The organism is Achromobacter sp. 413638, assembly GCF_043119405.1.
In the GTDB taxonomy this organism is placed as follows: Bacteria; Pseudomonadota; Gammaproteobacteria; order Burkholderiales; family Burkholderiaceae_B; genus Achromobacter.
Genome location: NZ_JBICCO010000021.1, coordinates 60,967 through 84,533, shown reverse-complemented (window position 1 = coordinate 84,533; position 23,567 = coordinate 60,967). Strand labels below are relative to the sequence as shown.

Annotated in this window: 23 protein-coding genes; 19 read left to right on the top strand and 4 right to left on the bottom strand. The window is 67.4% G+C overall.

Annotated elements, in window-relative coordinates; all coding sequences use genetic code 11:
- From ACEU5R_RS11230 to ACEU5R_RS11215, 4 genes are all read left to right on the top strand, one after another.
- Positions 1-876 (top strand): murein transglycosylase A (locus tag ACEU5R_RS11230; protein ID WP_392410192.1); only part of this gene is annotated, 876 nt, incomplete at its 5' end.
- A complete protein-coding gene (locus tag ACEU5R_RS11225) occupies positions 873-2,042 on the top strand; it encodes a UbiH/UbiF family hydroxylase (protein WP_103272145.1) in 1,170 nt (389 codons plus the stop codon). The genes ACEU5R_RS11230 and ACEU5R_RS11225, both read left to right, overlap by 4 nt.
- Positions 2,043-2,244: 202 nt before the next feature.
- Positions 2,245-3,045, top strand: coding sequence for a DsbC family protein (locus ACEU5R_RS11220; RefSeq protein ID WP_103272146.1), 801 nt, complete (start codon positions 2,245-2,247; stop codon positions 3,043-3,045).
- A gap of 57 nt (positions 3,046-3,102) precedes the next feature.
- The gene (locus ACEU5R_RS11215) at positions 3,103-4,059 is read left to right on the top strand and encodes a D-2-hydroxyacid dehydrogenase family protein (RefSeq protein WP_392410191.1); all 957 of its coding nucleotides are present in this window, start codon (positions 3,103-3,105) and stop codon (positions 4,057-4,059) included.
- An 86-nt stretch (positions 4,060-4,145) separates the two neighbouring features.
- Here the strand turns inward: ACEU5R_RS11215 and ttcA are convergent, their stop codons facing one another.
- Together ttcA and folB are read right to left on the bottom strand one after the other, a co-directional pair.
- Positions 4,146-5,141 (bottom strand): tRNA 2-thiocytidine(32) synthetase TtcA, encoded by a 996-nt coding sequence (ttcA, locus tag ACEU5R_RS11210; RefSeq protein WP_392410190.1) that lies wholly within the window; start codon positions 5,139-5,141, stop codon positions 4,146-4,148.
- Positions 5,142-5,143: 2 nt separating this feature from the next.
- Positions 5,144-5,503 carry a dihydroneopterin aldolase gene (gene folB / locus ACEU5R_RS11205; protein ID WP_103272148.1) on the bottom strand — a complete coding sequence of 120 codons (360 nt, stop codon included), beginning with the start codon at positions 5,501-5,503 and terminating at the stop codon, positions 5,144-5,146.
- Positions 5,504-5,625: 122 nt separating this feature from the next.
- Between folB and ACEU5R_RS11200 the strand changes: the two genes are divergently transcribed.
- The gene (locus tag ACEU5R_RS11200) at positions 5,626-6,528 is read left to right on the top strand and encodes an NAD(P)/FAD-dependent oxidoreductase (protein WP_392410189.1); all 903 of its coding nucleotides are present in this window, start codon (positions 5,626-5,628) and stop codon (positions 6,526-6,528) included.
- A gap of 25 nt (positions 6,529-6,553) precedes the next feature.
- On the opposite strand, the gene ACEU5R_RS11195 is transcribed toward ACEU5R_RS11200, so the two are convergent.
- Positions 6,554-7,315 carry an Asp/Glu racemase gene (locus ACEU5R_RS11195; protein ID WP_103272150.1) on the bottom strand — a complete coding sequence of 254 codons (762 nt, stop codon included), beginning with the start codon at positions 7,313-7,315 and terminating at the stop codon, positions 6,554-6,556.
- A 211-nt stretch (positions 7,316-7,526) separates the two neighbouring features.
- Between ACEU5R_RS11195 and ACEU5R_RS11190 the strand changes: the two genes are divergently transcribed.
- A complete protein-coding gene (locus tag ACEU5R_RS11190) occupies positions 7,527-8,408 on the top strand; it encodes a LysR substrate-binding domain-containing protein (protein WP_392410188.1) in 882 nt (293 codons plus the stop codon).
- On the opposite strand, the gene ACEU5R_RS11185 is transcribed toward ACEU5R_RS11190, so the two are convergent.
- Complete coding sequence (locus tag ACEU5R_RS11185; RefSeq protein WP_392410187.1) at positions 8,405-10,246, bottom strand: M61 family metallopeptidase; 1,842 nt, start codon at positions 10,244-10,246, stop codon at positions 8,405-8,407. The two genes, ACEU5R_RS11190 and ACEU5R_RS11185, sit on opposite strands and share 4 nt — an antisense overlap.
- A 39-nt stretch (positions 10,247-10,285) precedes the next feature.
- On the opposite strand from ACEU5R_RS11185, the gene ACEU5R_RS11180 reads away from it, so the two are divergent.
- From ACEU5R_RS11180 to hemE, 13 genes are all read left to right on the top strand, one after another.
- Positions 10,286-11,062, top strand: coding sequence for an enoyl-CoA hydratase (locus ACEU5R_RS11180; RefSeq protein WP_103272152.1), 777 nt, complete (start codon positions 10,286-10,288; stop codon positions 11,060-11,062).
- A 326-nt stretch (positions 11,063-11,388) separates the two neighbouring features.
- Complete coding sequence (locus tag ACEU5R_RS11175; protein WP_392410186.1) at positions 11,389-12,969, top strand: DUF1254 domain-containing protein; 1,581 nt, start codon at positions 11,389-11,391, stop codon at positions 12,967-12,969.
- A 620-nt stretch (positions 12,970-13,589) separates the two neighbouring features.
- Positions 13,590-14,030: an ATP synthase subunit I gene (locus ACEU5R_RS11170; RefSeq protein ID WP_103276288.1), complete on the top strand. Its 441-nt coding sequence runs from the start codon at positions 13,590-13,592 to the stop codon at positions 14,028-14,030.
- 84 nt (positions 14,031-14,114) lie between these two features.
- Positions 14,115-14,996: a F0F1 ATP synthase subunit A gene (gene atpB / locus ACEU5R_RS11165; protein WP_392410185.1), complete on the top strand. Its 882-nt coding sequence runs from the start codon at positions 14,115-14,117 to the stop codon at positions 14,994-14,996.
- Between the two features lie 116 nt (positions 14,997-15,112).
- A complete protein-coding gene (gene atpE / locus ACEU5R_RS11160) occupies positions 15,113-15,355 on the top strand; it encodes a F0F1 ATP synthase subunit C (protein WP_003815363.1) in 243 nt (80 codons plus the stop codon).
- Positions 15,356-15,501: 146 nt separating this feature from the next.
- Complete coding sequence (locus ACEU5R_RS11155; RefSeq protein WP_103272155.1) at positions 15,502-15,972, top strand: F0F1 ATP synthase subunit B; 471 nt, start codon at positions 15,502-15,504, stop codon at positions 15,970-15,972.
- Positions 15,973-15,984: 12 nt separating this feature from the next.
- Positions 15,985-16,524, top strand: coding sequence for a F0F1 ATP synthase subunit delta (locus tag ACEU5R_RS11150; protein WP_392410182.1), 540 nt, complete (start codon positions 15,985-15,987; stop codon positions 16,522-16,524).
- A 29-nt stretch (positions 16,525-16,553) separates the two neighbouring features.
- Complete coding sequence (gene atpA, locus ACEU5R_RS11145) at positions 16,554-18,095, top strand: F0F1 ATP synthase subunit alpha (RefSeq protein WP_103272157.1); 1,542 nt, start codon at positions 16,554-16,556, stop codon at positions 18,093-18,095.
- A 98-nt stretch (positions 18,096-18,193) separates the two neighbouring features.
- The gene (atpG, locus tag ACEU5R_RS11140; protein ID WP_392410181.1) at positions 18,194-19,099 is read left to right on the top strand and encodes a F0F1 ATP synthase subunit gamma; all 906 of its coding nucleotides are present in this window, start codon (positions 18,194-18,196) and stop codon (positions 19,097-19,099) included.
- 43 nt (positions 19,100-19,142) lie between these two features.
- Positions 19,143-20,543 carry a F0F1 ATP synthase subunit beta gene (gene atpD / locus ACEU5R_RS11135; protein WP_103272159.1) on the top strand — a complete coding sequence of 467 codons (1,401 nt, stop codon included), beginning with the start codon at positions 19,143-19,145 and terminating at the stop codon, positions 20,541-20,543.
- A gap of 9 nt (positions 20,544-20,552) precedes the next feature.
- On the top strand, positions 20,553-20,978 hold the full coding sequence (locus tag ACEU5R_RS11130; RefSeq protein ID WP_103272160.1) for a F0F1 ATP synthase subunit epsilon: 426 nt from the start codon (positions 20,553-20,555) through the stop codon (positions 20,976-20,978).
- Positions 20,979-21,192: 214 nt separating this feature from the next.
- A complete protein-coding gene (locus tag ACEU5R_RS11125) occupies positions 21,193-22,062 on the top strand; it encodes a helix-turn-helix domain-containing protein (protein ID WP_392410194.1) in 870 nt (289 codons plus the stop codon).
- Positions 22,063-22,208: 146 nt separating this feature from the next.
- Positions 22,209-23,282 (top strand): uroporphyrinogen decarboxylase, encoded by a 1,074-nt coding sequence (hemE, locus tag ACEU5R_RS11120; protein ID WP_392410180.1) that lies wholly within the window; start codon positions 22,209-22,211, stop codon positions 23,280-23,282.
- Positions 23,283-23,567: the final 285 nt, after the last annotated feature.

Below are 23,567 nucleotides of genomic sequence, written 5' to 3'. Positions count from 1 at the left end.
CTGCAACCCTGGCGGCTGAACGCCGCCGACGGCAAGCCGGCCACGAACACCGTCACCGGCTATTACGAGCCGCTGGTGCGCGGTTCGCGGCGGCAGGGCGGCGCCTATCAATGGCCGCTGTACACCGTGCCGGCGGACCTGCTGACCATCGACCTGGGGTCGGTGTATCCGGAACTGGCCGGCAAGCGCGTGCGCGGCAAGCTCGACGGCAAGCGCGTCGTGCCCTACGACACCCGCGCCGCCATCGAGGCCTCGGGCCGCCGTCCGCCCGTGCTGGTGTGGGTGGACGATCCGGTGGACAACTTCTTTCTGCAGGTGCAGGGTTCGGGCCGCGTGCTGCTGACCGACGGCCCCGATTCGGGCAAGACCATCCGCGTGGCCTACGCCGATCACAACGGCCAGCCCTACGCGTCCATCGGCCGCTGGCTGATCGACCGGGGCGAACTGTCGGCCGACCAGGCCTCCATGCAGAACATCCGCGCCTGGGCGCAGCGCAACCCGAAGCGCGTGCCGGAAATGCTCAATGCCAACCCGGCCGTGGTGTTCTTCCGCGAGGAAGCCGTGGTTGATCCGGAACAGGGGCCCAAGGGCGCCTACGGCATCGCCCTGGCGCCGCAGCGTTCGGTGGCGGTGGACGCCGGTTTCGTGCCTCTGGGCACGCCGGTGTTCCTGGCCACCACGTATCCCGCGTCCGACCGGCCGTTGCAGCGGCTGGTGTTCGCCCAGGACACCGGCACCGCCATCCGCGGCGCGGCGCGGGCCGACTTCTATTGGGGCTACGGCGATGAAGCCGGGCAGCAGGCGGGCCGCATGAAGCAGCGCGGCCAGATGTGGCTGCTGTGGCCCAAACAGGCAGGGGAGCCCAGCGCGCGATGACTCATCAGATCGTAGTCTGCGGGGCCGGCATCGTCGGCCTGTCGACCGCCCTGGCGTTGGCCCGGCGCGGGCAGCGCGTGGCCGTGCTGGCCCCGCGCGCCTCGGTGCCGGCGGCCGAAGCCGACCACTACCACCCGCGCGTGTACGCGATCTCCCCGGCCAGCCAGCGGTTCCTGGCCGGCCTGGGCGTCTGGGACGCCATGCCCGCCGCCCGGCTGACGCCGGTACAGGCCATGGAGATCCACGGCGACGCCGACGGCGAGGTCCATCTCAACGCCTGGCAGGCGGCGCTGCCGCAGCTGGCCTGGATCGTCGAATCGGGCGAGATCGAGCGCGTGCTGATCCAGGCCGTGCGCCTGTTCGGCATTCCCTGGATCGAGGACCGCTGCGCGGGCTACGCCAACGGCGAGATCCAGACGGAGAACGGGGCCCGCATCCGCGCCGAGCTGTTCGTGGGCGCCGACGGCGCGGCCTCGCCGCTGCGCGAGGCCGCTGGCCTCAAACACGAGGCGGTGCCGTACAAGGACACCGGACTGGTGGTGCACCTGGACGCCGAACGGCCGCACCAGGGCACCGCCGTTCAGTGGTTCCGCGACGACGGCGTGCTGGCGCTGTTGCCGCTGCCGGACACGTCCGACGGCGCGCAGGTGTCGATGGTCTGGTCCATGCGCGAAGAGGCCGCGGCGCGGCTGCTGGCCTTGCCGCAGGGCGAGCAGGCCGCCGCGCTGGAAGGACTGCTGGCGCACGCGGCCGAGGGCCGGCTGGGCAAGTTGACGGTGCGCAGCAAGCTGCATGGCTTTCCGCTGACGCTCGAACGCGCGCAGATGGTGGCGCCGGGCATCGCGCTGGCGGGCGACGCCGCGCACCGCCTGCATCCTTTGGCGGGCCAGGGGCTGAACCTGGGCCTGGGCGACGTCGAGGCGCTGGTCGAGGCCGTGGCCGGCCGCGAACCCTACCGCCAGGCGGGCGACCTGCGGGTGCTGCACCGTTACCAGCGCGCCCGCGCCGAGCCGGTGCTGGCCATGCGCCTGGCCACCGACGGCCTGCACAAGCTGTTCGCCGCGCGCGCCACGCCGCTGGCCTGGCTGCGCAACGCCGGCATGCGCTGGGTCGAGCACGCGCCGATGATCAAGCGGCATCTGATCGCGGGCGCATCGAAGAACTAGCCTGCCTGAGAGGGGCGCGCCCGTGGCCATCGGCCGCTACGCGTTCGGGATCGGTCCGACCTGATGAAAAATGGGGTCGGACTGGCGGGCGAGTGGAACCTCGCCTTCCCGTCCCGGTCTGATGGCTCTGCGGGCGCTGCGCCCCTACGCGGATCGGTTACCCTTTCCGCCAAGAAATCGATATATCTGCACAGGAGTCCCCATGAATTTCCGAGTTTCGGCCGCGTTGGCGGCTTGTTGCCTGGCCGTGGGCGGCCTGGGCCTGTCGGCCCCGGTCCTGGCCAAGGAAGACAAGTCCGTGTCCACCGTCACCACCGGCCAGGCCGGCAAGGGCGACAAGGTGGTGTCCACGACCCAGGTGGCGCCCGCGGACCCCGTGGCCGACGCGGTGAAGGATCGCTTCCGCCAGCGCTTTTCCGGCATGGACGTGACCGCCGTGCGGCGCACGCCCTATGGCCTGTTCGAAGTGCAGCTGGGCATGGACCTGATCTACACCGATGAAAAAGTGACCTGGGTCATGGAAGGTCCGTTGATCGACGCCATGACGCGTCGCGACGTGACCCGCGAATCCCAGGAAAAGCTCAGTGCCGTGACCTTCGACCAGCTGCCGCTGGACCTGGCGATCAAACAGGTCAAGGGCGACGGCTCGCGCAAGGTCGCGATCTTCGAGGATCCGAACTGCGGCTATTGCAAGCAGCTGCGCAAGACCATGGAATCGGTGGACAACGTGACCATCTACACGTTCCTGTACCCGATCCTGTCGCCCGATTCCAAGATCAAGGTGCGCGACGTCTGGTGCGCCAAGGACCAGGGCAAGACCTGGGACGACTGGATGCTGCGCGGCCAGAAGCCGGCCGCCGCCGAATGCGACGTGCCCGAGGCCAAGCTGCTGGCGCTGGGCCAGCGCCTGATGGTGCGTGGCACGCCGACGCTGTTCTTCGCCGACGGTTCCCGCATCAGCGGCGCGCTGCCGCTGGACCAGCTGAAAGAACGCCTGAACTGATCCGCCCCGCCCGCGCCGGCCGGGGGCTGGCGCGGGCCAGCCCTCCCGGAGACGAGCTTGAAAATCGCAATCCTCGACGATTATCACGACGTGGCGCGGCGCTATGCGGACTGGACCTCGCTGGGCGGGGACTCTCAAGTCCGCATCTTCAACAGCCACATTCCCGACGCTCAGGTCGAGGCCGAACTGGCCGATTTCGACGTGATCGTCGCCATGCGCGAGCGCACGCCGTTCCCGGCGGACCGCATCCAGGCCCTGCCCAAGCTGCGGTTGCTGATCACCACCGGCATGCGCAACAACGCCATCGACATGGCGGCCTGCAAGGCGCGCGGCGTCATCGTCTGCGGCGCGCCGGGAGACGCGCTGGCGGCCACCGCCACGGCCGAGCTGGCCTGGGCGCACATCCTGGGTCTCTTCAAGCACCTGCCCGCCGAGGACGCGGCCATGCGCCGAGGCATGTGGCAGACCGCCATGCCCGAGCCGCTGGCCGGCCGGCGCCTGGGCGTGGTCGGCCTGGGCAAGCTGGGCGCCGCCGTGGCCCGGGTCGGGCTGGCCTTCGGCATGGACGTGGTGGCCTGGAGCCCCAACCTGAACGACGAGCGCGCCCGCGAGGCCGGCGTGACGCGGGTCGACAAGCATGAGCTGTTCGCCACGTCCGATGTGGTCAGCCTGCATCTGGTGCTGTCGGACCGCACGCGCAACGTGGTCGACGCGGCCGCGCTGGCCGCCATGAAGCCCACGGCCTACCTGGTCAACACCTCGCGCGCCGGCCTGGTGGACCAGGCCGCGCTGATGGACGCGCTGGTGAAGTTCCGCCTGGCTGGCGCGGGGCTGGACGTGTATCCCGACGAACCCCTGTCGCCGACCGATCCGGTGCGCGACCTGGACAATGTCATCCTGACGCCGCATCTGGGTTACGTCAGCCGCGAGAACTTCGAGGCTTTCTATCGCAACGCGCTGGAAGCGGTGCGGGCCTGGCGGGCGGGCGCGCCGGTGCGCGTGTTGAACGCCTGACAAGGCAGGGCGCCGCGCGCCATTGCGTGGCGCGGCAAGGCAAAAGGGGCTGCATGCGCAGCCCCTGTTTCATGTCCGTCGCCGCATCAGCTGCGGGAAAAGACGATCTTCTGTTCGGCAATGGCGCCGGGTTCCGCGGCTTGCGGCGCATCGCCGCAAGACGTGTCGGCCTCGTCCTCCGGATCCACCGCGTCGAACGCGGTATCGCCATTGGCATCGGGCACGCCCGTGGGCTTGAGCCCCGCGAAGTCGAACAGATCGCGGTCCATCAGATGCGAGGGCACCACGCGCGACAGCGCGTTGAACACGTTCCAGGAGCGGCCCGGATGCTTGCGGTCCCATTCCTGGATCATCCGGCCCACTTCCTTGCGCTTCAGGTTCTCCTGCGAGCCGCACAGGTTGCACGGGATGATGGGGAACTGCTTGAGCTCGGCATAGGCGATCAGGTCGCTTTCCGGCACGTAGGCCAGCGGCCGGATCACCGTGTGGCGGCCGTCGTCCGAGACCAGCTTGGGCGGCATGCCCTTGGTCTTGCCGCCGTAGAACAGGTTCAGGAAGAAGGTGCCCAGGATGTCGTCGCGATGGTGGCCCAGCGCGATCTTGGTCGCGCCCAGTTCGCTGGCCACGCGGTACAGGATGCCACGGCGCAGCCGCGAACAGAGCGAGCACATGGTCTTGCCCTCTTCCAGCACGCGCGTGACGATGGAATAGGTGTCCTGTGTCTCGATGTGGAAGGGCACGCCCAGCTCGGTCAGGTAGCGCGGCAGGATGTCGGCGGGAAAGCCTGGCTGCTTCTGGTCCAGATTGACCGCGATCACCTCGAAGGGAAAGGGCGCGCGCTTCTTCAGCTGCAGCAGGATGTCGAGCAGCGCGTAGGAGTCCTTGCCGCCCGACAGGCAGACCATGACCTTGTCGCCGGCCTCGATCATGTTGTAGTCGGAGAGGGCGCGGGTGGTCTCGCGCGCCAGGCGCTTGGAGAGCTTGTTGCCTTCCAGGCGGGCCTTGTCGTGGCGACGGGACACCGCGGGCTGGTCCGTTTCGGCGGGGGCGGCCAGCGGCTCGGGGGTGGCGATGGAATTCATGTTCAACGCGAGATCTGGGTTTCCACGCCCACGGCGGCACAGTCCGAGAACGCCATGGGCTTGCTGATGCGCAGGCGCAGCGAGCGCACTTCCTGGAAGTCGGCCAGCAGGCGCGCGGCGACCTGTTCCACCAGCGTTTCGATCAGGTTCACATGCGCCTGCGTGCATTCCTCGACGATGGCCTCGCGCAGGCGGCGATAGTCCAGCACGCTGTGGATGTCGTGGTCGTCGACCGAGCGGGCGATGTCCACGTCGAACTCGGCGTCGACATGCAGGGGCTGGGTGGCGCGGCGCTCGTGCTCGAGGATGCCGATGCGGGCGTCGAGGGCGAGCCCGGTGAGGATGATGCGACGTGTGGGCATGATGAAAACCAGGAAGGGAATGCGGGAATTGTAGCGGCGGCGCGGGCGGCACCGCCGCGCTGGCTACAATCCATGCATGGCCCGGCGCTGTCAGGATGCGCCGCGGGCGATCAAGGGACGCAATGCAACAAGTTTACGATTCCGTCATTGTAGGCGGCGGGCCGGCGGGCGCCTCCTGCGCGCTGTGGCTGGCCCGGCTGGGCCTGTCGCCGCTGCTGGTCGAGGCCAGCGAGCGGCTGGGCGGGCTGGGCAACGACAATCCCTTCGCCGACGACTGGATCGCGGTGCTGCCGGGCGTGACCGGCCAGCAGGTCGCCGCCAATATCGATGCCAGCGTGCGCGCCGCCGGCGTGCCGCTGCGTCTGTCGACCCGGACCACGGACGTGCGTCCCTGCAAGGGCGGCATCGAGGCCACGCTGGCCGGCCCCGGCGGCGAAACCACGCGCGTGCGCGGCCGCACCCTGGTGATCGCCTCGGGCGTGCGCGCCAAGGGCCTGCCCGACCATCCGCCGGGCGCGTCCTGGCCTGGCGTGCTGATCGGCCCCGGCTCGCCCATCGTGGCGCAGGATTATTCCGGCCTGTCGGTGGCGGTGCTGGGCGGCGGCGACAATGCCTTCGAGAACTATGTCTACGTGCGCAACCGCGGCGCGCGCGCCGTGCATCTATTTGCGCGCAGCGTGCGCGCGCAGCAGCAATGGGTGCAGCGCGCCGGCCGCGAGGGCGTGCGCATCGGCCCCTACCAGGTCGATCCCGCCGCGCGCAGCGTCGACGGCCGCCAGTACGACCTGATCCTGGTGTTCTACGGCTGGGAGCCGCAGGCGGGCTTCGCCGACGACCTGCGCCTAGCGCGCGACGAGCGCGGCTACATTCGCACCGACTTCGCCACGGCCGAGACCAGCGTGCCCGACATCTACGCCATCGGCGAGGTGGCGCACCGCATGCATCCCTGCGTGGTGACGTCCATGGCCGATGGCGTGGTGGCGGCCAAGGCCATCCAGCGGCGCTGGGAGCGCGCCGGGGAATGAGCGGGCTGGCCGCCGACGCCTGGCCTCAATACTTGCCCGACAGCAGTTCGCCGGCGTCCGGCACGCGCGTGTCCAGGCCCAGTTCCTGCAGCATTCGGTAGACCGTGGCGGCGGCCGCCGTCACCACCGGCAGGCCGAGACGGTCCTGCGTGGGCTGGATCGAGGCCAGCGAGGGCATCTGCACGCAGGCCGACAGCACCACCGCGTCCACGCCGCGCGTGTCCAGCCGCTTCACATGCTCGGCCGGCGCCAGCGGATCCTGCGCGCCGACCTTCAGGTTATCGGGGATTTCCAGCGACAGGCTGTCGTGGACCTCGATGCCTTCATGCTCGATGTAGTCCACCACCAGCTTGGTCAGCGGCTTCATGTAGGGCGTGAGGATGGCGACCTTGCGCGCGCCGATGGCGTGCAGGCCCTCGACCAGCGCGCCCGCGCTGGAAATCACCGGCGCCGCGCCGCCGTTGGCGACCGTGGCCTGGTGCAGGCGTTCCTGCGACACGCGGTGATAGCCCAGGCCCTGGCTCATGATGGCCACCAGGCAGGCATAGCCCAGCACGTCGACGCGCGCGTCGGACAGTTCCTGCGCGCAGCGGTCGGACTCGCGGTCCATGGACGCCAGCTCGGCCGCCGTCACCTGCTTCATGCGCATGCGGCTGGAATGGAAGGTGTAGCGCTCGGGCGCGAAGGCCTCGCGACGGCGCAGCATGGCGGGGATCTCGGTTTCCATCGTGGTGTTGGAGCTGGGCACGATCTGGCCGATGCGGATGTGGCGCGGGGAGGCGGACATGGAAGGTCTCCGGAAATGCTTGGAATGGCTGCGCGCTGCTGGCGTATGTCCGCGAGGTTTCAGGATCGGCGGGTCGCCCGGGCCGCAAGGGGCCGGCGCGTCAGGGTCGGGTTTATTCTGCTCGCCGGAATTGATACTTTCCAATATAGTTTTTGTCTGGTTTCATAGCTTTGGCAAATCATTCGCCGTCGCCCGGCCTACGCTCCCCGTCATGGAACTCCGCCAACTGCGCTACTTCGCCGTGCTGGCCGAAGAACTGAACTTCACCCGCGCGGCGGCGCGCCTGCACATCTCCCAGCCGCCGCTCAGCCTGCAGATCGCGCAGCTGGAGCGCGAGCTGGGCGTGAAGCTGTTCGACCGCAACAATCGCCGCGTCGCGCTGACCGAGGCCGGCGAGGCCTTCCTGAACGACGTGCGCGTCACGCTGGGGCGGCTCAAGGACGCGACCGTGCGCGCGCAGGCGGTGGACCAGGGCCTGGCCGGCCGCATCGAGATCGGTTTGTCGGGATCGCACTTCATGGGGCCGGCGCCGGCGCTGATCGCGCGCTACCGGCGCACGCACCCGCAGGTGTCGGTGCTGCTGAACGAGATGAGCCCGGCTGCGCAGATCGAGGCGCTGCGCGGGCATCGCATCGACCTCAGCATCTCGCGCACGCGGGTCGACGACGAGGAGCTGCAATCGCAGCCTTTGTGGCCGGATCCGGTGGCGGTGGCGCTGCCGGCCGGGCATCGCCTGGCGGGCCGCAAGCGGCTGGCGCTGGCCGACCTGGCGCGGGAACCCTTCGTGGTGCTGCGCCAGGACACCTCGGCCTATGCGCGCTGGCTGGCCGAGGCCTGCGCCCGCGAAGGCTTCGTGCCCGATGTGGCGCAGAGCGTGGCGGAAGTGCCGGCCCAGCTGGCGCTGGTGGCGGCGGGGCTGGGCGTGGCGCTGGCGCCGGAATCCGCCTGTCGCCAGATGGAAGGCCGCATCGCGGTGTGCGCGCTGCCCGCCGCGCTGTCGCAGGCCATGGTGTACGCGGTCACGCGGCGGCAGGGACGCCGCCGCGCGCTGGACAGTTTCCTGCAGGCCGCCGCGCAGGGCGGCCCGCGCTAGCGGGACTCGCTGAGCACGCAGTCCAGCGCCTGCGGCGCGCCCAGCCGGACGCGGAAGGCGCGCAGCTCGTCGCGGCGGAACACGTGGATCGTGACGCGGTCGCCGGGGCGGTATTGCGCCAGCAGCAGTTCCAGCCCGGCCGGCGCGTCCACGCGCAGGCCGTCGATGGCCACCAGCACATCACCGGCCGACAGCCCGCCCTTGTGGCCGGCGCCGCCTTCCAGCACCGTGGCCAGCGCCAGCGTGTCGCCCTGCTTGCGCGTGCGCACTTCCAGCGTGGGGATGTTGGCGGCGGTCTTCCATTGCAGCCTGATGCCTTGCGGTTCCAGCAGCTCGGCCAGCGGCACGTCGGCCGTGCCGTAGGCGTGGCGCGCGATGAAGCGGCGCGCGTCCACGCCGGTGGCCTCGCGGATCAGCGCGGGCAGGCCGTCTTCTTCCAGGCCTTGCGGCCGGCCCTGGTAGAAGTCGCGGCCGTGGCGCTGCCACAGCAGGCGCATCACATCGTCGAGCGAGCGCGCGCCGGCGGTTTCCTGGCGGATCAGCAGGTCCAGTCCCAGCGCCACCAGCGAGCCCTTGGTGTAGTAGCTGACCAGGGCGTTGGGCGAGTTCTCGTCCTGCTTGTAGTAGCGGGTCCAGGCGTCGAACGAGCTTTCGGCCACCGACTGCTTCAGGCGGCCGGGCGTGCGCGCCACGCCGGTGATGGTCTTGGCCAGCAGGCGCAGGTAGTCGGCCTGCGTGATGGCGCCGGAGCGCAGCAGCAGCAGGTCGTCGTAATAGGACGTGAAACCCTCGAACACCCACAGCAGGCGGGTCAGGTTGGGCTGCGACAGATCGTAGGGCGCGAAGGCGGCGGGCTTGATGCGCTTGACGTTCCAGGTGTGGAAGTACTCGTGGCTGACCAGGCCCAGGAAGCCGCGATAGCCTTCGCCCTGGCCCTGCTGGCCCAGCACCGGCAGGTCCTTGCGCGCGGTCATCAGCGCGGTGCTGGCGCGATGCTCCAGGCCGCCGTAGCCGTCGTTCGTGACCATGGTCATGAACACGTAGCGGTCAGCGCTGTCCAGGAAGGGCGCGCGGCGGGTGCGCGGCTCGAAGAAGGCGATCTGGGTTTCGCAGATGCGGCGCACGTCATCGGCGATGCGCGCCAGATCCAGCTTGGGCGCCACGCCGGTGAAGACCAGTTCATGTTCGGCGCCGTGGGCGGTGAAGCTGACGACCTGCGGCGTGCCCATCTCGACCGGGTGGTCGATCAGCGCGTCGTAGTCGGGCGCTCGGTACAGCCCGAAGCCGTGGCGGCGGGCCGCGCCAGGCAGGCCGCGCGCTTCCGGCAGGCTGGTGTGCACCGTCCAGCCCTCGATGCCGCGCGGCGGCGCCAGGTCGACCAGGCAGGGCAGCTGTTCCTGGCCGTGCACGCGCAGGAACACGCTGGTGCCGTTGAAGAAACCGTGGGTTTCGTCCAGGTGCGCGCCGCGCACCGACAGGTCCCAGGCATAGACCTCGTATTCGACGCGCAGCGGGCCGTCGCAGGGCGCGGCCTGCCAGGTGTGGTTGTCGAGCTTGTTCACCGCCACCCGCCGCGCGCCGGAATAGGCCGTCAGCGATTCGATCTGGCGCGAGAAGTCGCGGATCAGGTAGCTGCCCGGGATCCAGGCCGGCAGCGACAGGCGCTGGCCGTCGGCGGCCGGTTCGGCCACCGTCAGGGTTATCCGGTAGCGATGCCCGGCCGGGTCCTGCGGCCAGAGGCGGTAAAGTACGGGGGATTGCGGGACCGCCGCGTTGCTCCCACGAGGGGCGGCGGACACGCGCCGGGCGCGCGTGGCGTGGGGGGTCTTTGTTTTCATGCTCATATCTTACTTTCATACCCTATCTGGAGACATGCAATGAGCGAGTCGTTCGTACTGGTCGAAACCCGGGGCCGCGTGGGCCTGCTGACGCTGAACCGCCCCAAGGCCCTGAACGCGCTGAACGATCAACTGATGGACGAACTCGGCGCGGCCCTGCTGGCCTTCGAGGCGGACCCGGACATCGGCGCCGTCGTCATCACCGGCAGTGAAAAGGCCTTCGCCGCGGGCGCCGACATCGGCGCCATGAAGAGCTGGACGTACATGGACGTCTACAGCAGCGAATACATCACGCGCAACTGGGAAACGCTCAAGCGCATCAGGAAGCCGGTGATCGCCGCGGTCGCCGGCTACGCGCTGGGCGGCGGCTGCGAGCTGGCGATGATGTGCGACATCATCATCGCCGCCGACACCGCCAAGTTCGGCCAGCCCGAGATCAAGCTGGGCGTGATCCCCGGCGCCGGCGGCACCCAGCGCCTGCCGCGCGCGGTGGGCAAGGCCAAGGCCATGGACCTGGCCCTGACCGCCCGCATGATGGGCGCCGACGAAGCCGAGCGCGCCGGCCTGGTGTCGCGCGTGGTGCCGGCCGACAAGCTCATGGAAGAGGCGCTGGACGCCGCCACCGTGATCGCCTCCATGTCGCTGCCCTCGGTCATGATGGCCAAGGAATGCGTCAACCGCGCCTTCGAGGGCTCGCTCAACGAAGGCCTGCTGTTCGAGCGCCGCGTGTTCCATTCGCTGTTCGCCACCGAGGACCAGAAGGAAGGCATGGCCGCCTTCGTCGAGAAGCGCAAACCGGACTTCAAACACCGTTAAGGCTTGTTACCTTCCCTTCGGTCTGCCGGGGGGAAGCCGCGAGTCCAGGCGCGCCCCTTGCCGGGCGCGTTTTTTTTGCGCCGCTGCCCTGGGCAAGGAAGCCGCGCGGCGCGCCGCCAAGGCGCGCGTGCCCGGCCCGGGCAGACGTCCCAGAAGGCTCCCGCCAGCGTTGCGCCTTGAAACTTCTGGGCAGCACCTTGTTGCAGGTATCGGCCCTATCCTGGAAAGGCGTCATACCAGGAGGTGCCGCGCCACAGGCGCTTGCCCGTACTGGCAAGCCCTGCGCGGCGGCTCGCTTGCGAAACAAAACCAAAAAGGAGCCTTGCATGCGTAACCCCACTGTCAATCGCCGCTGGACCGCCGTCGTTCTGGCCAGCGCCCTGAGCGCCTGCTTCGCGGCCGCCCAGGCCCAGACCCCGGCCCAGAATCAGGCCCCGCGCTCCACACTGAGACTGGTGTCCGAAACCCCGTATCCGGCCGCCGCCGCGCCCGCGCCCAGGATGAGCGAGCAGGAGCTGCGCGATACCGCCATCGACGCCTACGTCTATGCCTATCCCATGGTGCTGATGGAACTGGCGCGCCGCCAGGCCACCGCCGTGCAGTCGCCGGCCGACGGCAAGGCGCCGATGAACCAGTTCGGCCACAAGACCGCATTCCCCGATCCCGCCGCCACCGGCACGCCCTGGCCCAGCGCCGACGCGCTGCATTCGAGCCTGTGGTTCGACGTCTCGCGCGCGCCGCTGATCGTGCGCCTGCCCGATGCCGGCGGCCGCTACACGCTGCTGTCGGCGCTGGACATGTGGAGCGATGTGTTCGCCTCGCGCGGCACGCGCACCAATGGCAACGGCGCGCAGTCCTTCGCCATCGTCGGGCCCGATTGGCAAGGCACGTTGCCGCCCGGCGTGGACCTGGTGCGCAGCCCCACCGCGACCGGCTGGCTGATCGGCTGGACGCAGGCCGGCGGTCCGCAGGACTATGCGGCCGTCAATCAGATCCAGTCGTCCATGTCGGCCAGCCCCTTGATCTCGGCGGCCGCGCCGCCGTCCACGCGGGCTCGCGGCGCGACGCCGCGAGGCGGGCATGATCCGTATCCGCAGACCGGCGCGGGCGTCGGCACGGCGCCCATCGGCAGCGGCTTGCCCATGCCGGCGCCCATGCAGCTGCCGCCGGGCACGCCGTCCGAGCAGGCGGCCGCGCTGGATGCGGCCTCGTTCTTCGCGCTGTTCTTCGACACGCTGCGCAATAACCCGCCGCACGCCAACGACGGTCCCATGCTCGACCGCATGCGCCGCATCGGCCTGGACGACCGGCGCCCCTTCAACTTCGGCCGCCTGAGTCCGCAAGTGCAGCAGGCGCTGGCGGACGCGCAGCCGCTGGCGGGCCGCCGCATCGCCGACGGCGTGACGCGGCTGGGCACGCCGCTGAACGGCTGGAACACCGTGTTGTCGGGCATCGGCACTTACGGCACCGACTACACGCGCCGCGCTTCCATCGCCTATGCGGGCCTGGGCGCGCCCACGCCCGAGGACGTGCTGTATCCGGTCACGGTCGCTGATTCCAAGGGGCGCGCGCTGAATTCGGACGAGGACTACGTGCTGCACTTCGAGAAGGGCCAGCTGCCGCCGGCCAACGCGTTCTGGTCGCTGCACGTCTACAACAGCCAGCATGGCTTCGCCGCCAATCCCGCCAACCGCTACGTGCTGCGCAGCACCGACGGCCTGAAGTACAACGCCGACGGTTCGCTGGACGTGTACATCCAGCGCCGCGACCCCGGCGAGCGCAAGCGCGCGAACTGGCTGAGCGCGCCGGCCTCCGATGGCCCGTTCCTGTTGAGCATGCGCCTGTACTGGCCGCAGGACCTGGCGCTGGACGGCTTGTGGGCGCCGCCGCCGGTGCGCCGCGACTGAAGCACGTACCGCGCAGGCCGGACGCGCGCCGCGATTCCATGCGGCGCGCGTTTTTTCTTGTGGTCGCCGGGTCTTGCGCGAGGTTCGGATGGGGGGGGCTGGAAGCGCGGGGATGGGCGCCGTTGCGGGGCGATTTCGGTTGGGACGAATCCTAGGAGCAGGCTCCTGCCCGACGCTTTTCGCGTCCCTATTTTTGTCCTCGGCGCGGAAGCAAAGGACTGTCTCGGGCAGCTTACAACCGGCCGAAAGTTCATTTGCTCGCCCAAAAAGAATCAAGCTATACTCTGCGGGTTTGACGCTTGCGGGATAAGAACACAAGGTTGTTCGCCGCTAGTTCTGACAGGGGCAGAAAAGCAGTTGTAGGGCAATGAGTTGGGCGAAAAAGCGGGTGTTTCCCGGTGCCGATGAAAATTTGGCGCAAGAGGATACGGCCTGAAAAGCCCGGCGATCCAGACGAAACCAAAGGGGGAATACCCCATGAATCCTGAAAGGGATGGTGTCTGGTGTTGCCTGAACGCGGGAAAAGTCTGATGCAGCGGGGTTCCATGCAGCTAGAAGCACAACATGCGCAGCAAGTATTTGCCGGGCAGGGTGCAGGGCAAAATGCAGGGCAGGATGCCATGCGGGGAACGCCGGAGCAGGGCCAGGCGGATCGGGTGCTGGTACTCAGCGACGCGGACCGTGCGGCACTGAATGCGCAGGCAAGCCGCGGCCTTCTGTTGGCATTGGCGGCGCAGGGCGCCTTGGGGCTCGCAGCAGCAGTAATCGCGGGGGTTGTCGGAGGGGCAGCGGCAGGTTGGTCGGCGCTGGCGGGGGCAGGAGCGTATTTCATACCCAATGCGTTGTTCGCATTGCGCCTGGCTTTCAGCGTACGGTCCGGACGGGCCAGTCCCTTTACCTTTCTCTTTGGCGAGTTGATCAAGCTGTTCGCAACGGCATTGCTGTTGTGGCTGCTGTCGCGTGTGGCGCAAGGCTGGCTGGTCTGGCCCGCGGCGCTGCTGGGCCTGATCCTCACCTTGAAGGGATATCTCCTGCTATTGATGTTCCGCAAGTTGTCATAGATGCCGGCAAGTCCGCGGCAAACGAAATCGTGGAATCGTCCGATCCGCAAGGGCCGGGCATACAGCAAATAGGGTAGGAATCAAATGGCTGCTGCCAGCGACGTGTCGCCTCAGTCCGCGTATATTCAGCACCACCTGGTGCATCTGAATAACACCGGCGAGAAACAGAGCGCTATTGCTCAGTTCGACGTCATCAATTACGACTCGCTGTTCTGGTCGGCCCTGACCGGCCTGATCGTCATTTTCTTCCTCTGGCGCGCCGCGCGCCGCGCCACCAACGGCGTTCCGGGCCGCCTGCAGGCCCTCGTGGAAATGGTCGTGGACATGGTCGACGACCAGGCCAAGGGCATCGTCCACAACGCCAAGAGCCGTCTGTTCGTGGCCCCGCTGGCCCTGACCGTGTTCCTCTGGATCATCCTGATGAACGCGCTCGACCTGCTGCCGGTCGATCTGCTGCCCTCCATCTGGCGCTGGACCGGCCTGGGCGCCGAGCACGGCGACCCGCTCTACTATCACCGCATTCTCCCGACCGCCGACCTGAACGTGCCGATGGGCATGTCCCTGGGCGTGCTGCTGCTGATGTTCTATTACGGCATCAAGATCAAGCACCCGGGCGGCTTCGTCAAGGAACTGTTCACCGCGCCGTTCCATGCCCATGGCATCGCGGCCGTGGTGCTGGCCCCCTTCAACCTGCTGCTGAACCTGATCGAATACGCCGCCAAGTCCGTCTCGCTGGGCATGCGGTTGTTCGGCAACATGTTCGCCGGCGAACTGGTCTTCATGCTGATCGCCCTGCTGGGCGGCGCCTGGACCGGCTTCAACGGCACCAGCATCGGACTGGGCATCGGCCAGGTCCTGGCCGGCTCGGTGTGGGCGATCTTCCACATCCTGATCGTCCTGCTGCAGGCCTTCATCTTCATGATGCTGACGCTGGTGTACCTCGGCCAGGCTCACGAAGGCCACTGACCCCCGGATTTCCCGCGGCGGCCAACCGGCCGACGCGGGATGGCAAGATCATCTTGCATTGAGCAGTACCCTTATTCCTTAATTTTTGACTTCAGATTTCTAACCAAGGAGTTGTCATGACCAACGTCGCTTTCGTTGCCCTCGCTTGCGGTCTTATCATCGGTCTGGGCGCCATCGGCGCTTGCATCGGCATCGCACTGATGGGCGGCAAGTATCTGGAAGCCTCGGCTCGTCAGCCTGAACTGATGAACGCTCTGCAAACCAAGATGTTCCTGCTGGCTGGCCTGATCGACGCGGCGTTCCTGATCGGCGTGGGTATCGCCATGCTGTTCGCCTTCGCCAACCCGTTCGTCGGCTAAGGCACTGCCCGCCGGCGAAACAGGCGGGTCATGACGCTGTCGGCGATGCGGCCTGAGGCCCATCGCCGATCAGCAAAGTATCGAGCGCTCCGTGATTGCCCTCTCTTCAGGCGCGACCGGAGCCGAATGGTGTTAAAGGAACGACCGTGAATCTGAACGCGACGATCATTTTCCAGATGCTCGTGTTCTTCGTTCTGGGCTGGTTCACGATGAAATTCGTGTGGCCTCCTCTGACGAAGGCGATGGACGAGCGCCGCCAAAAAATCGCCGACGGCCTGGCCGCGGCCGATAAGGGCAAGGCCGATCTGGCCCAGGCCCAGGCGCGTATCAGCCTGATCGAGGCTTCTGCCAAGTCCGAAAACCACGCCCGTATCGTCGAGGCCGAGAAGCAAGCCGCCTCGCTGATCGACCAGGCCCGCCGCGAAGCGGAGTCCGAGCGTGCCCGTATCGTGGCGCAAGCCGCGCAGGATGCCGCGCAGGAAGTCCAGCGCGCCCGTGATGCGCTGCGCGACGACGTCGCGGCGCTGGCTGTCAAGGGTGCTGAACAGATCCTCAAGCGCGAGGTTGACGCCCGCGCCCACGCCGAGCTGCTGAACCAGCTCCGCGCGCAGCTTTAATCCGGGACCGTCATGGCTGAACTTTCCACTGTTGCCCGGCCGTACGCCGAGGCGCTGTTCGCCGCGGCCCGTGACGACAAGGCCGGCTTGCCGGCCTGGGCCGACCTGGTCGGCCAGCTGTCGCAAGTCGCCGCCAACCCCGATGTGCGCGAGGCGATGGCCGACCCGCGTCTGGGCGACAAGCAGCGCATCGAGCTGTTCACCGGCCTGATCAAGGCCGAGCTGCCGCAGGCCGCCCGCAATTTCATCGAGCTGCTGGTCCAGAATGACCGGCTGCTGCTGCTGCCCGTCATCGCTTCGCAATTCGAAGCGCTGCGGAATCGTCACGACGGCACGGCGCAGGCGGAAATCACCAGCGCGTTCGAACTCAGCGAAGCCCAGGTCAAAGAACTGGTTGCCGCGCTCGAGCAAAAATTCGGCCTCAAGCTCAAGCCCAGCGTCACCGTTGATCAGTCGTTGATCGGCGGCGTGCGCGTGGCTGTCGGAGACCAGGTGCTCGATACTTCCGTACAAGCCCAATTGGCCCGCATGCGCGACCAGCTCGCCGCTTAAGGCGCACTTACAGGATTCCAGGAGTCTATATGCAACTCAATCCCTCCGAGATCAGCGAACTGCTCAAGAGCCGCATCGAGGGCCTGGGCGCTTCGGCTGATGTCCGTACTCAGGGCACCGTCGTGTCCGTGACCGACGGTATTACCCGCATCCACGGCCTGTCGGACGTGATGCAGGGCGAAATGCTCGAATTCCCCAACAACGTCTACGGCCTCGCGCTGAACCTCGAGCGCGACTCCGTCGGCGCCGTGATTCTGGGCGACTACACCGGCGTGTCCGAAGGCGACCAGGTCAAGACGACCGGCCGCATTCTGGAAGTGCCGGTCGGCCCCGAACTGCGCGGCCGCGTGGTCAACACGCTGGGCGAGCCGATCGACGGCAAGGGTCCGGTCAACGCCAAGGCCACCGACATCATCGAAAAAGTGGCGCCCGGCGTTATCGCCCGCCGCTCGGTGTCGCAACCGCTGCAGACCGGCATCAAGGCTATCGACTCGATGGTCCCGATCGGCCGCGGCCAGCGCGAACTGATCATCGGCGACCGCCAGACCGGCAAGACCGCCGTGGCCGTCGACACCATCATCAGCCAGAAGGGCAAGGGCGTCACCTGCGTGTACGTCGCCATCGGCCAGAAGGCTTCGACGATCAACAACGTGGTGCGCAAGCTCGAAGAGCACGGCGCGCTGGAATACACCATCGTCGTGGCCGCCTCGGCCTCCGACTCGGCCGCCATGCAGTACCTGGCCGCCTACGCCGGCTGCACGATGGGCGAATACTTCCGCGATCGCGGCGAAGACGCCCTGATCGTCTATGACGACCTGACCAAGCAAGCCTGGGCCTATCGCCAGGTCTCGCTGCTGCTGCGCCGTCCGCCGGGCCGCGAAGCCTACCCGGGCGACGTGTTCTACCTGCACTCGCGCCTGCTCGAGCGTGCCGCTCGCGTCAACGAAGAGTACGTCGAGAAGTTCACCGGTGGCGCCGTCAAGGGCAAGACCGGCTCGCTGACCGCGCTGCCGATCATCGAAACCCAGGCGGGCGACGTGTCGGCCTTCGTTCCGACCAACGTGATCTCGATCACGGACGGCCAGATCTTCCTGGAAACCGACCTGTTCAACGCCGGTGTGCGTCCCGCCATCAACGCCGGTATCTCGGTGTCCCGCGTCGGCGGCGCCGCCCAGACCAAGGTCGTCAAGAAGCTGTCCGGCGGTATCCGTACCGACCTGGCCCAGTACCGTGAACTGGCCGCCTTCGCGCAGTTCGCCTCCGACCTGGACGACGCCACCCGTCGCCAGCTCGAGCGCGGCAAGCGCGTGGTGGAACTGCTCAAGCAGCCGCAGTACCAGCCGCTGCAGGTGTGGGAACTGGCCGTCACGCTGTACACGGTCAACAACGGCTACCTGGACGACGTGGACGTTTCGCAAGTGCTGGCGTTCGAGAAGTCGCTGAAGGATCAGCTCAAGGCCAAGCACGCGGCCATGATCCAGCGCATCGAAGACACCAAGGAACTGTCCAAGGATGACGAAGGCGAATTGGCCGCCGCCATCCTGGAATTCAAGAAGCACGGTGCTTTTTAAGAAAGTGATGGGTTAGGCGTCCGTAGCGCCTCGCCCGTCCTTCACGGATGGATGAGGCGCGAGCGGAACCCATCGGCCAGTCTTCACAGGAAAGCGCAATGCCCGGAATTAAGGAAATCCGAACCAAGATCAAGAGCGTGCAAAACACGCGCAAGATCACCAAGGCGATGGAAATGGTCGCCGCATCCAAGATGCGCAAGGCGCAGGAACGGATGCGCGCCGGCCGTCCGTACGCCAACAAGGTGCGCGAGATCGCCGCGCACCTGATGCAGGCCAACCCCGAGTACAGCCACCCCTACCTGGTCGAACGTGAAGTGAAGTCCGTCGGCGTGGTCATGGTGACGACTGACAAGGGCTTGTGCGGCGGCCTGAACACCAACATCACCCGCGTGGTGCTGTCCAAGCTGAAAGAGTTCGAGAAGAACGGCATCGCCGTGCAAGCGACCGCTTTCGGCAACAAGGGCCTGGGCGTGCTGACCCGCATCGGCGCCAAGCTGGTTTCGAACGAAGTCCAGCTGGGCGACAAGCCGCAACTCGACCGCCTGCTGGGCGCGATCAAGGTGCAGCTGGACGCTTACCTGGAAGGCCGCATTGACGCGCTGTACGTGGCGTCGACCCGCTTCGTCAACACGATGAAGCAGGAGCCGATGTTCCTGCGCCTGCTGCCCCTGGCCAGCGGTTTGGACGATCCGTACCAGACCGGCGCGGAAAACCTGTCCAAGACCTCGGAAGTGAAGTCGGATTACAGCTGGGATTACATCTACGAGCCGGACGCCCGTAGCGTGATCGACGACCTGCTGCAGCGTTACGTCGAGGGCCTGCTGTACCAAGCCGTGGCCGAGAACATGGCTTCGGAGCAATCGGCCCGGATGGTCGCCATGAAGGCGGCATCGGACAACGCCAAGAAGGTCATCGGCGATCTGCAGCTGGTCTACAACAAGACCCGCCAGGCCGCGATCACCAAAGAAATTTCGGAAATCGTAGGGGGCGCCGCCGCCGTCTAAGGCGCGGCTTCCCGTCTCAAAAGCTATCAAGCAAGGAATCGACATGAGCAACGGAACCATCGTTCAGTGCATCGGCGCCGTGGTGGATATTCAGTTCCCCCGCGATCACATGCCCAAGATTTATGAAGCGCTCACCCTGGCCGACGAGGGTTCCTCGTTCGCCGAGAAGGGCCTGACGTTCGAAGTTCAGCAGCAGCTGGGCGACGGCGTGGTGCGCACCATCGCCCTGGGCTCCAGCGACGGCCTGCGCCGTGGCATGAAGGTCGCCGGCACCGGCGCCCCGATCTCGGTGCCCGTCGGCACCGGCACCCTGGGCCGCATCATGGACGTGCTGGGCCGTCCGATCGACGAAGCCGGTGAAATCAAGCACGAAGAAAAGCGCGCCATTCACCAGGACGCTCCCCGTTTCGACGAGCTGTCGCCGTCGGTCGAGCTGCTGGAAACCGGCATCAAGGTTATTGACCTGGTGTGCCCGTTCGCCAAGGGCGGCAAGGTCGGCCTGTTCGGCGGCGCCGGCGTGGGCAAGACCGTCAACATGATGGAACTGATCAACAACATCGCCAAGCAGCACAGCGGCTTGTCGGTGTTCGCCGGCGTGGGCGAGCGTACCCGCGAAGGCAACGACTTCTACCATGAAATGGAAGAGTCGAACGTTCTGGACAAGGTCGCCATGGTGTTCGGTCAGATGAACGAACCCCCGGGCAACCGTCTGCGCGTGGCGCTGACCGGCCTGACCATGGCCGAGAAGTTCCGCGACGAAGGCCGCGACATCCTGTTCTTCGTGGACAACATCTACCGCTACACGCTGGCCGGCACGGAAGTGTCCGCTCTGCTGGGCCGTATGCCGTCCGCCGTGGGCTACCAGCCGACGCTGGCCGAGGAAATGGGCAAGCTGCAAGAGCGCATCACGTCCACCAAGACCGGCTCGATCACCTCGATCCAGGCCGTGTACGTGCCCGCTGACGACTTGACCGACCCGTCGCCCGCCACCACCTTCCAGCACTTGGACTCGACCGTCGTGCTGTCGCGTGACATCGCCGCGCTGGGCATCTACCCCGCCGTGGATCCGCTGGATTCGTCCAGCCGCCAGCTCGACCCGCAAGTCGTCGGCGAAGAGCACTACGCCGTGGCCCGTGGCGTGCAGCAGACGCTGCAGCGCTACAAGGAACTGCGCGACATCATCGCGATTCTGGGCATGGACGAACTGTCGCCGGAAGACAAGCAGGCCGTGGCCCGCGCGCGCAAGATCCAGCGCTTCCTGTCGCAGCCGTTCCACGTGGCCGAAGTGTTCACCGGTTCGCCCGGCAAGTACGTGCCGCTGGCTGAAACCATCCGCGGCTTCAAGATGATCGTGAACGGCGAGTGCGACGCGCTGCCCGAGCAGGCTTTCTACATGGTCGGTTCGATCGACGAGGCCTTCGAGAAGGCCAAGAAACTGCAATAAGGAACCGATATGGCTACCCTGCATGTGGATGTCGTCAGCGCAGAGGAAGCGATCTTCTCCGGTGAGGCGAAGTTCGTGGTGCTGCCTGGCGAAGCGGGTGAGCTGGGCATCCTGCCCGGCCACACCCCGCTGATTTCGCGCATACGCCCCGGGACGGTCAAGATCGTTCGTGCCGACCAGGGCGAGGAAAACATCTTCGTCGCCGGCGGCATCCTGGAAGTGCAGCCCGGCAGCGTCACGGTCCTGGCCGACACGGCCATCCGTGCCGCCGACCTGGACGAGGCCCGTGCCCTGGAAGCGCGCCAGCGCGCCGAAGAGGCGCTGCGCAACGCCAAGGACAAGGCCGACATCGCCGTGGTCGAAGCCGAACTCGCGATGCTGGCGGCGCAAGCCGTGGCCGCGCGTAAGCTGCGCCAAGGCGGCCGCTCGCACTGAGCGGACGGGCGATCGGGGCTTGCCCCGGATCCGGAAAGAAGCGGCCTCTGGCCGCTTTTTTCTTGCCTGCGCGGCCTTGCCTGCGCATCCTCGCCTGCCGCCACCTTGCGTTCACTACGAATAGCCCTGAGCGATCCGCAACATTAGCCTTCAGTTTTGGCGGCGCCGCCGGTATGCCGGCGCCGCGCGGAAACAGGAGAAGCAGGTGCGTGAAATGCTGGATTGCGGGGTATTGCTGCCGCCTGGCCACGATGCGGCCATGCGCGGCTGGATCGAGCGGCATCAGCCGCAAGTGGCGCGTGTGCGCTTTCATCCCTTGCTGCTCGCGAGCGCGGGCGAGGCCGCCGAACCGCAGGCGCTGGCGGCCATGGCCGTGACGCTCAAGCGCTACGATGCCTGCCTGATGCCGGTCGAGCCGGCCACGCTGGCCTGGACCCGCATCGCCTTGCAGCAGGCGCGGCCGGCCCTGGCCACGCCCATCCTGGTGCTGGTCGACGGCATGAAGGCGTCGGCCATCGAGGACCTGCTGGCGCTGGGCGCGGCCGATTTCATTTCCGAACCCGTCTGCCTGGAAGGGTTGCGCGTGCGCTTGCGCCATCAGCTGCTGTCGGCTGCGTGGGGGCTGGCGGCGGCCTCGCTCGAAGAGCCCGCCTTGCGCTATGGGGCGCAGGGCCAGGCGGTCCTCGCGCCCGTCGGCCTGCCGCCTCATCGCCCGGGCGCGATGCCCGCTCCAGGACGGGGCCGCGAGTCGGGCCCGGAAGCAGGCGGCTCGCCGCCGGCCGCGACGCGTCCACGCGTGGCGTCGGCCTTGTTCGACCAGGCCATGGCGAGCCTGCGGTTGCTGCCCCGCTGGCAGGACGGCGGCGAGCCATTCGCACGGGCCAAGGCACGCGTGGTGGGCGAGTTCGAGCGCGAGTACCTGCGGCGCGCACTCTCCCATCACGGCGGCAACGTGGCGCAGGCCGCCAGGGCGTCCAGCAAGCACCGCCGCGCATTCTGGGCGTTGATGCGCAAGCACGGCATAGAAGCCGCGCCCTATCGCATCGCGGCGGCCCGGCGCGGCCAGGACATGCCGTCGGACTGAGCGCTGCCCGGGCCGGGCGCCAAGCGCCGGCGCACGGCCTCGGTCATTCTCGCCGCTTGCGTCCGAACAAGCCCGCCTTGGGCCTAGGGCCGCGTTCTGTCAGCCAGGGGAAGTAAACTCACGGCTTCCGATCAAAGAGGATAGCCGTGTCTGCTTCCGCCCTGAAGAACGATGTGTTCTTGCGCTCGCTCTTGCGCGAGCCCGTGCCCTATACCCCGATCTGGCTGATGCGCCAGGCGGGCCGCTACCTGCCCGAGTACAACGAGACGCGCGCCCGGGCGGGTTCGTTCATGGGCCTGGCTCAGAATCCTGACTACGCCGCGGAAGTCACCCTGCAGCCGCTGGCGCGGTTCGACCTGGACGCGGCCATCCTGTTCTCCGACATTCTCACCGTGCCGCACGCCATGGGCCTGGGACTGGACTTCGCCGCTGGCGAAGGGCCGCGCTTCGCGCATCCCGTGCGCACCGAGGACGACGTGCGCCGCCTGGCCGTGCCCGACATGGACAAGCTGCGCTATGTCTTTGACGCGGTCCGCGTCATCCGCCGCGAACTCGACGGCAAGGTGCCGCTGATCGGCTTCGCCGGCAGCCCCTGGACCATCGCCTGCTACATGGTCGAAGGGCAGGGCAGCGACGACTATCGCCTGATCAAGACGATGCTGTACGCGCGGCCGGACCTGCTGCATCACATCCTGGAAATCAACGCCCAGGCCACGCTGCAATACCTGAATGCGCAGATCGACGCGGGCGCCCAGGCCGTCATGCTGTTCGACAGCTGGGGCGGCGTGCTGGCCGATGGCCTGTTCCAGCAGTTTTCGCTGGCGTATACCCGCAAGGTGGTCGCGGGCCTGAAGCGCGAGAACGAAGGCCGCCGCGTGCCGGTCATCGTATTCACCAAGGGCGGCGGGCAGTGGCTGGAACAGATCGCTGCCTGCGGCTGCGACGCGGTCGGCCTGGACTGGACCGTGGACCTGGCGGCGGCGCGTCGCCGCACCGGCGACTCGGTTGCGTTCCAGGGCAACCTGGATCCCATGGCGCTGTTCGGCGGCGCCGACGCCATCCGGACCGAGGCGCGCCGGGTGCTGGACGCGTTCGGCCCGGTCGGCAAAGGGGGGCATGTGTTCAATCTGGGGCATGGCATTTCACGCTTCACGCCTCCTGAAGCCGTAGCCGAATTGGTGGATGAAGTCCACCGGCACAGCCGTTCGTTGCGGGGATAAGTGAGTGAACGCTTCGCGTCCAAGGGCCGAAGCTTGAGGGCCCCGACGCACAGTTGTGCACAGCAAGAAAGCGCTCGGGGAAAACCCTTTATAAGCTGGTTTACAATCTCGAAAGCCTGCATAAGTCATTGTTAATAATGACGAAAACAGGGTTTTCGGCAGGATTGCAAGAGTTGATGCAATCTTGCCTTATTCCAAAGTGTGATGTTGCTCTTGCCTTTTCCCCAAAGTTATCCACAGGCAGGGGGCAAGCCGGCCCGGCGACCCCTGGGGGAATTGGCGGGA

Coding starts and splice junctions, on each gene's coding strand:
- ACEU5R_RS11225 (WP_103272145.1), top strand. CDS start 873: ATGACTCATCAGATCGTAGTCTGCGGGGCCGGCATCGTCGGCCTGTCG.
- ACEU5R_RS11220 (WP_103272146.1), top strand. CDS start 2,245: ATGAATTTCCGAGTTTCGGCCGCGTTGGCGGCTTGTTGCCTGGCCGTG.
- ttcA (WP_392410190.1), bottom strand. CDS start 5,141: ATGAATTCCATCGCCACCCCCGAGCCGCTGGCCGCCCCCGCCGAAACG.
- folB (WP_103272148.1), bottom strand. CDS start 5,503: ATGCCCACACGTCGCATCATCCTCACCGGGCTCGCCCTCGACGCCCGC.
- ACEU5R_RS11200 (WP_392410189.1), top strand. CDS start 5,626: ATGCAACAAGTTTACGATTCCGTCATTGTAGGCGGCGGGCCGGCGGGC.
- ACEU5R_RS11195 (WP_103272150.1), bottom strand. CDS start 7,315: ATGTCCGCCTCCCCGCGCCACATCCGCATCGGCCAGATCGTGCCCAGC.
- ACEU5R_RS11190 (WP_392410188.1), top strand. CDS start 7,527: ATGGAACTCCGCCAACTGCGCTACTTCGCCGTGCTGGCCGAAGAACTG.
- ACEU5R_RS11185 (WP_392410187.1), bottom strand. CDS start 10,246: ATGAAAACAAAGACCCCCCACGCCACGCGCGCCCGGCGCGTGTCCGCC.
- ACEU5R_RS11180 (WP_103272152.1), top strand. CDS start 10,286: ATGAGCGAGTCGTTCGTACTGGTCGAAACCCGGGGCCGCGTGGGCCTG.
- ACEU5R_RS11175 (WP_392410186.1), top strand. CDS start 11,389: ATGCGTAACCCCACTGTCAATCGCCGCTGGACCGCCGTCGTTCTGGCC.
- ACEU5R_RS11170 (WP_103276288.1), top strand. CDS start 13,590: ATGCGGGGAACGCCGGAGCAGGGCCAGGCGGATCGGGTGCTGGTACTC.
- atpB (WP_392410185.1), top strand. CDS start 14,115: ATGGCTGCTGCCAGCGACGTGTCGCCTCAGTCCGCGTATATTCAGCAC.
- atpE (WP_003815363.1), top strand. CDS start 15,113: ATGACCAACGTCGCTTTCGTTGCCCTCGCTTGCGGTCTTATCATCGGT.
- ACEU5R_RS11150 (WP_392410182.1), top strand. CDS start 15,985: ATGGCTGAACTTTCCACTGTTGCCCGGCCGTACGCCGAGGCGCTGTTC.
- atpA (WP_103272157.1), top strand. CDS start 16,554: ATGCAACTCAATCCCTCCGAGATCAGCGAACTGCTCAAGAGCCGCATC.
- atpG (WP_392410181.1), top strand. CDS start 18,194: ATGCCCGGAATTAAGGAAATCCGAACCAAGATCAAGAGCGTGCAAAAC.
- atpD (WP_103272159.1), top strand. CDS start 19,143: ATGAGCAACGGAACCATCGTTCAGTGCATCGGCGCCGTGGTGGATATT.
- ACEU5R_RS11130 (WP_103272160.1), top strand. CDS start 20,553: ATGGCTACCCTGCATGTGGATGTCGTCAGCGCAGAGGAAGCGATCTTC.
- ACEU5R_RS11125 (WP_392410194.1), top strand. CDS start 21,193: ATGCTGGATTGCGGGGTATTGCTGCCGCCTGGCCACGATGCGGCCATG.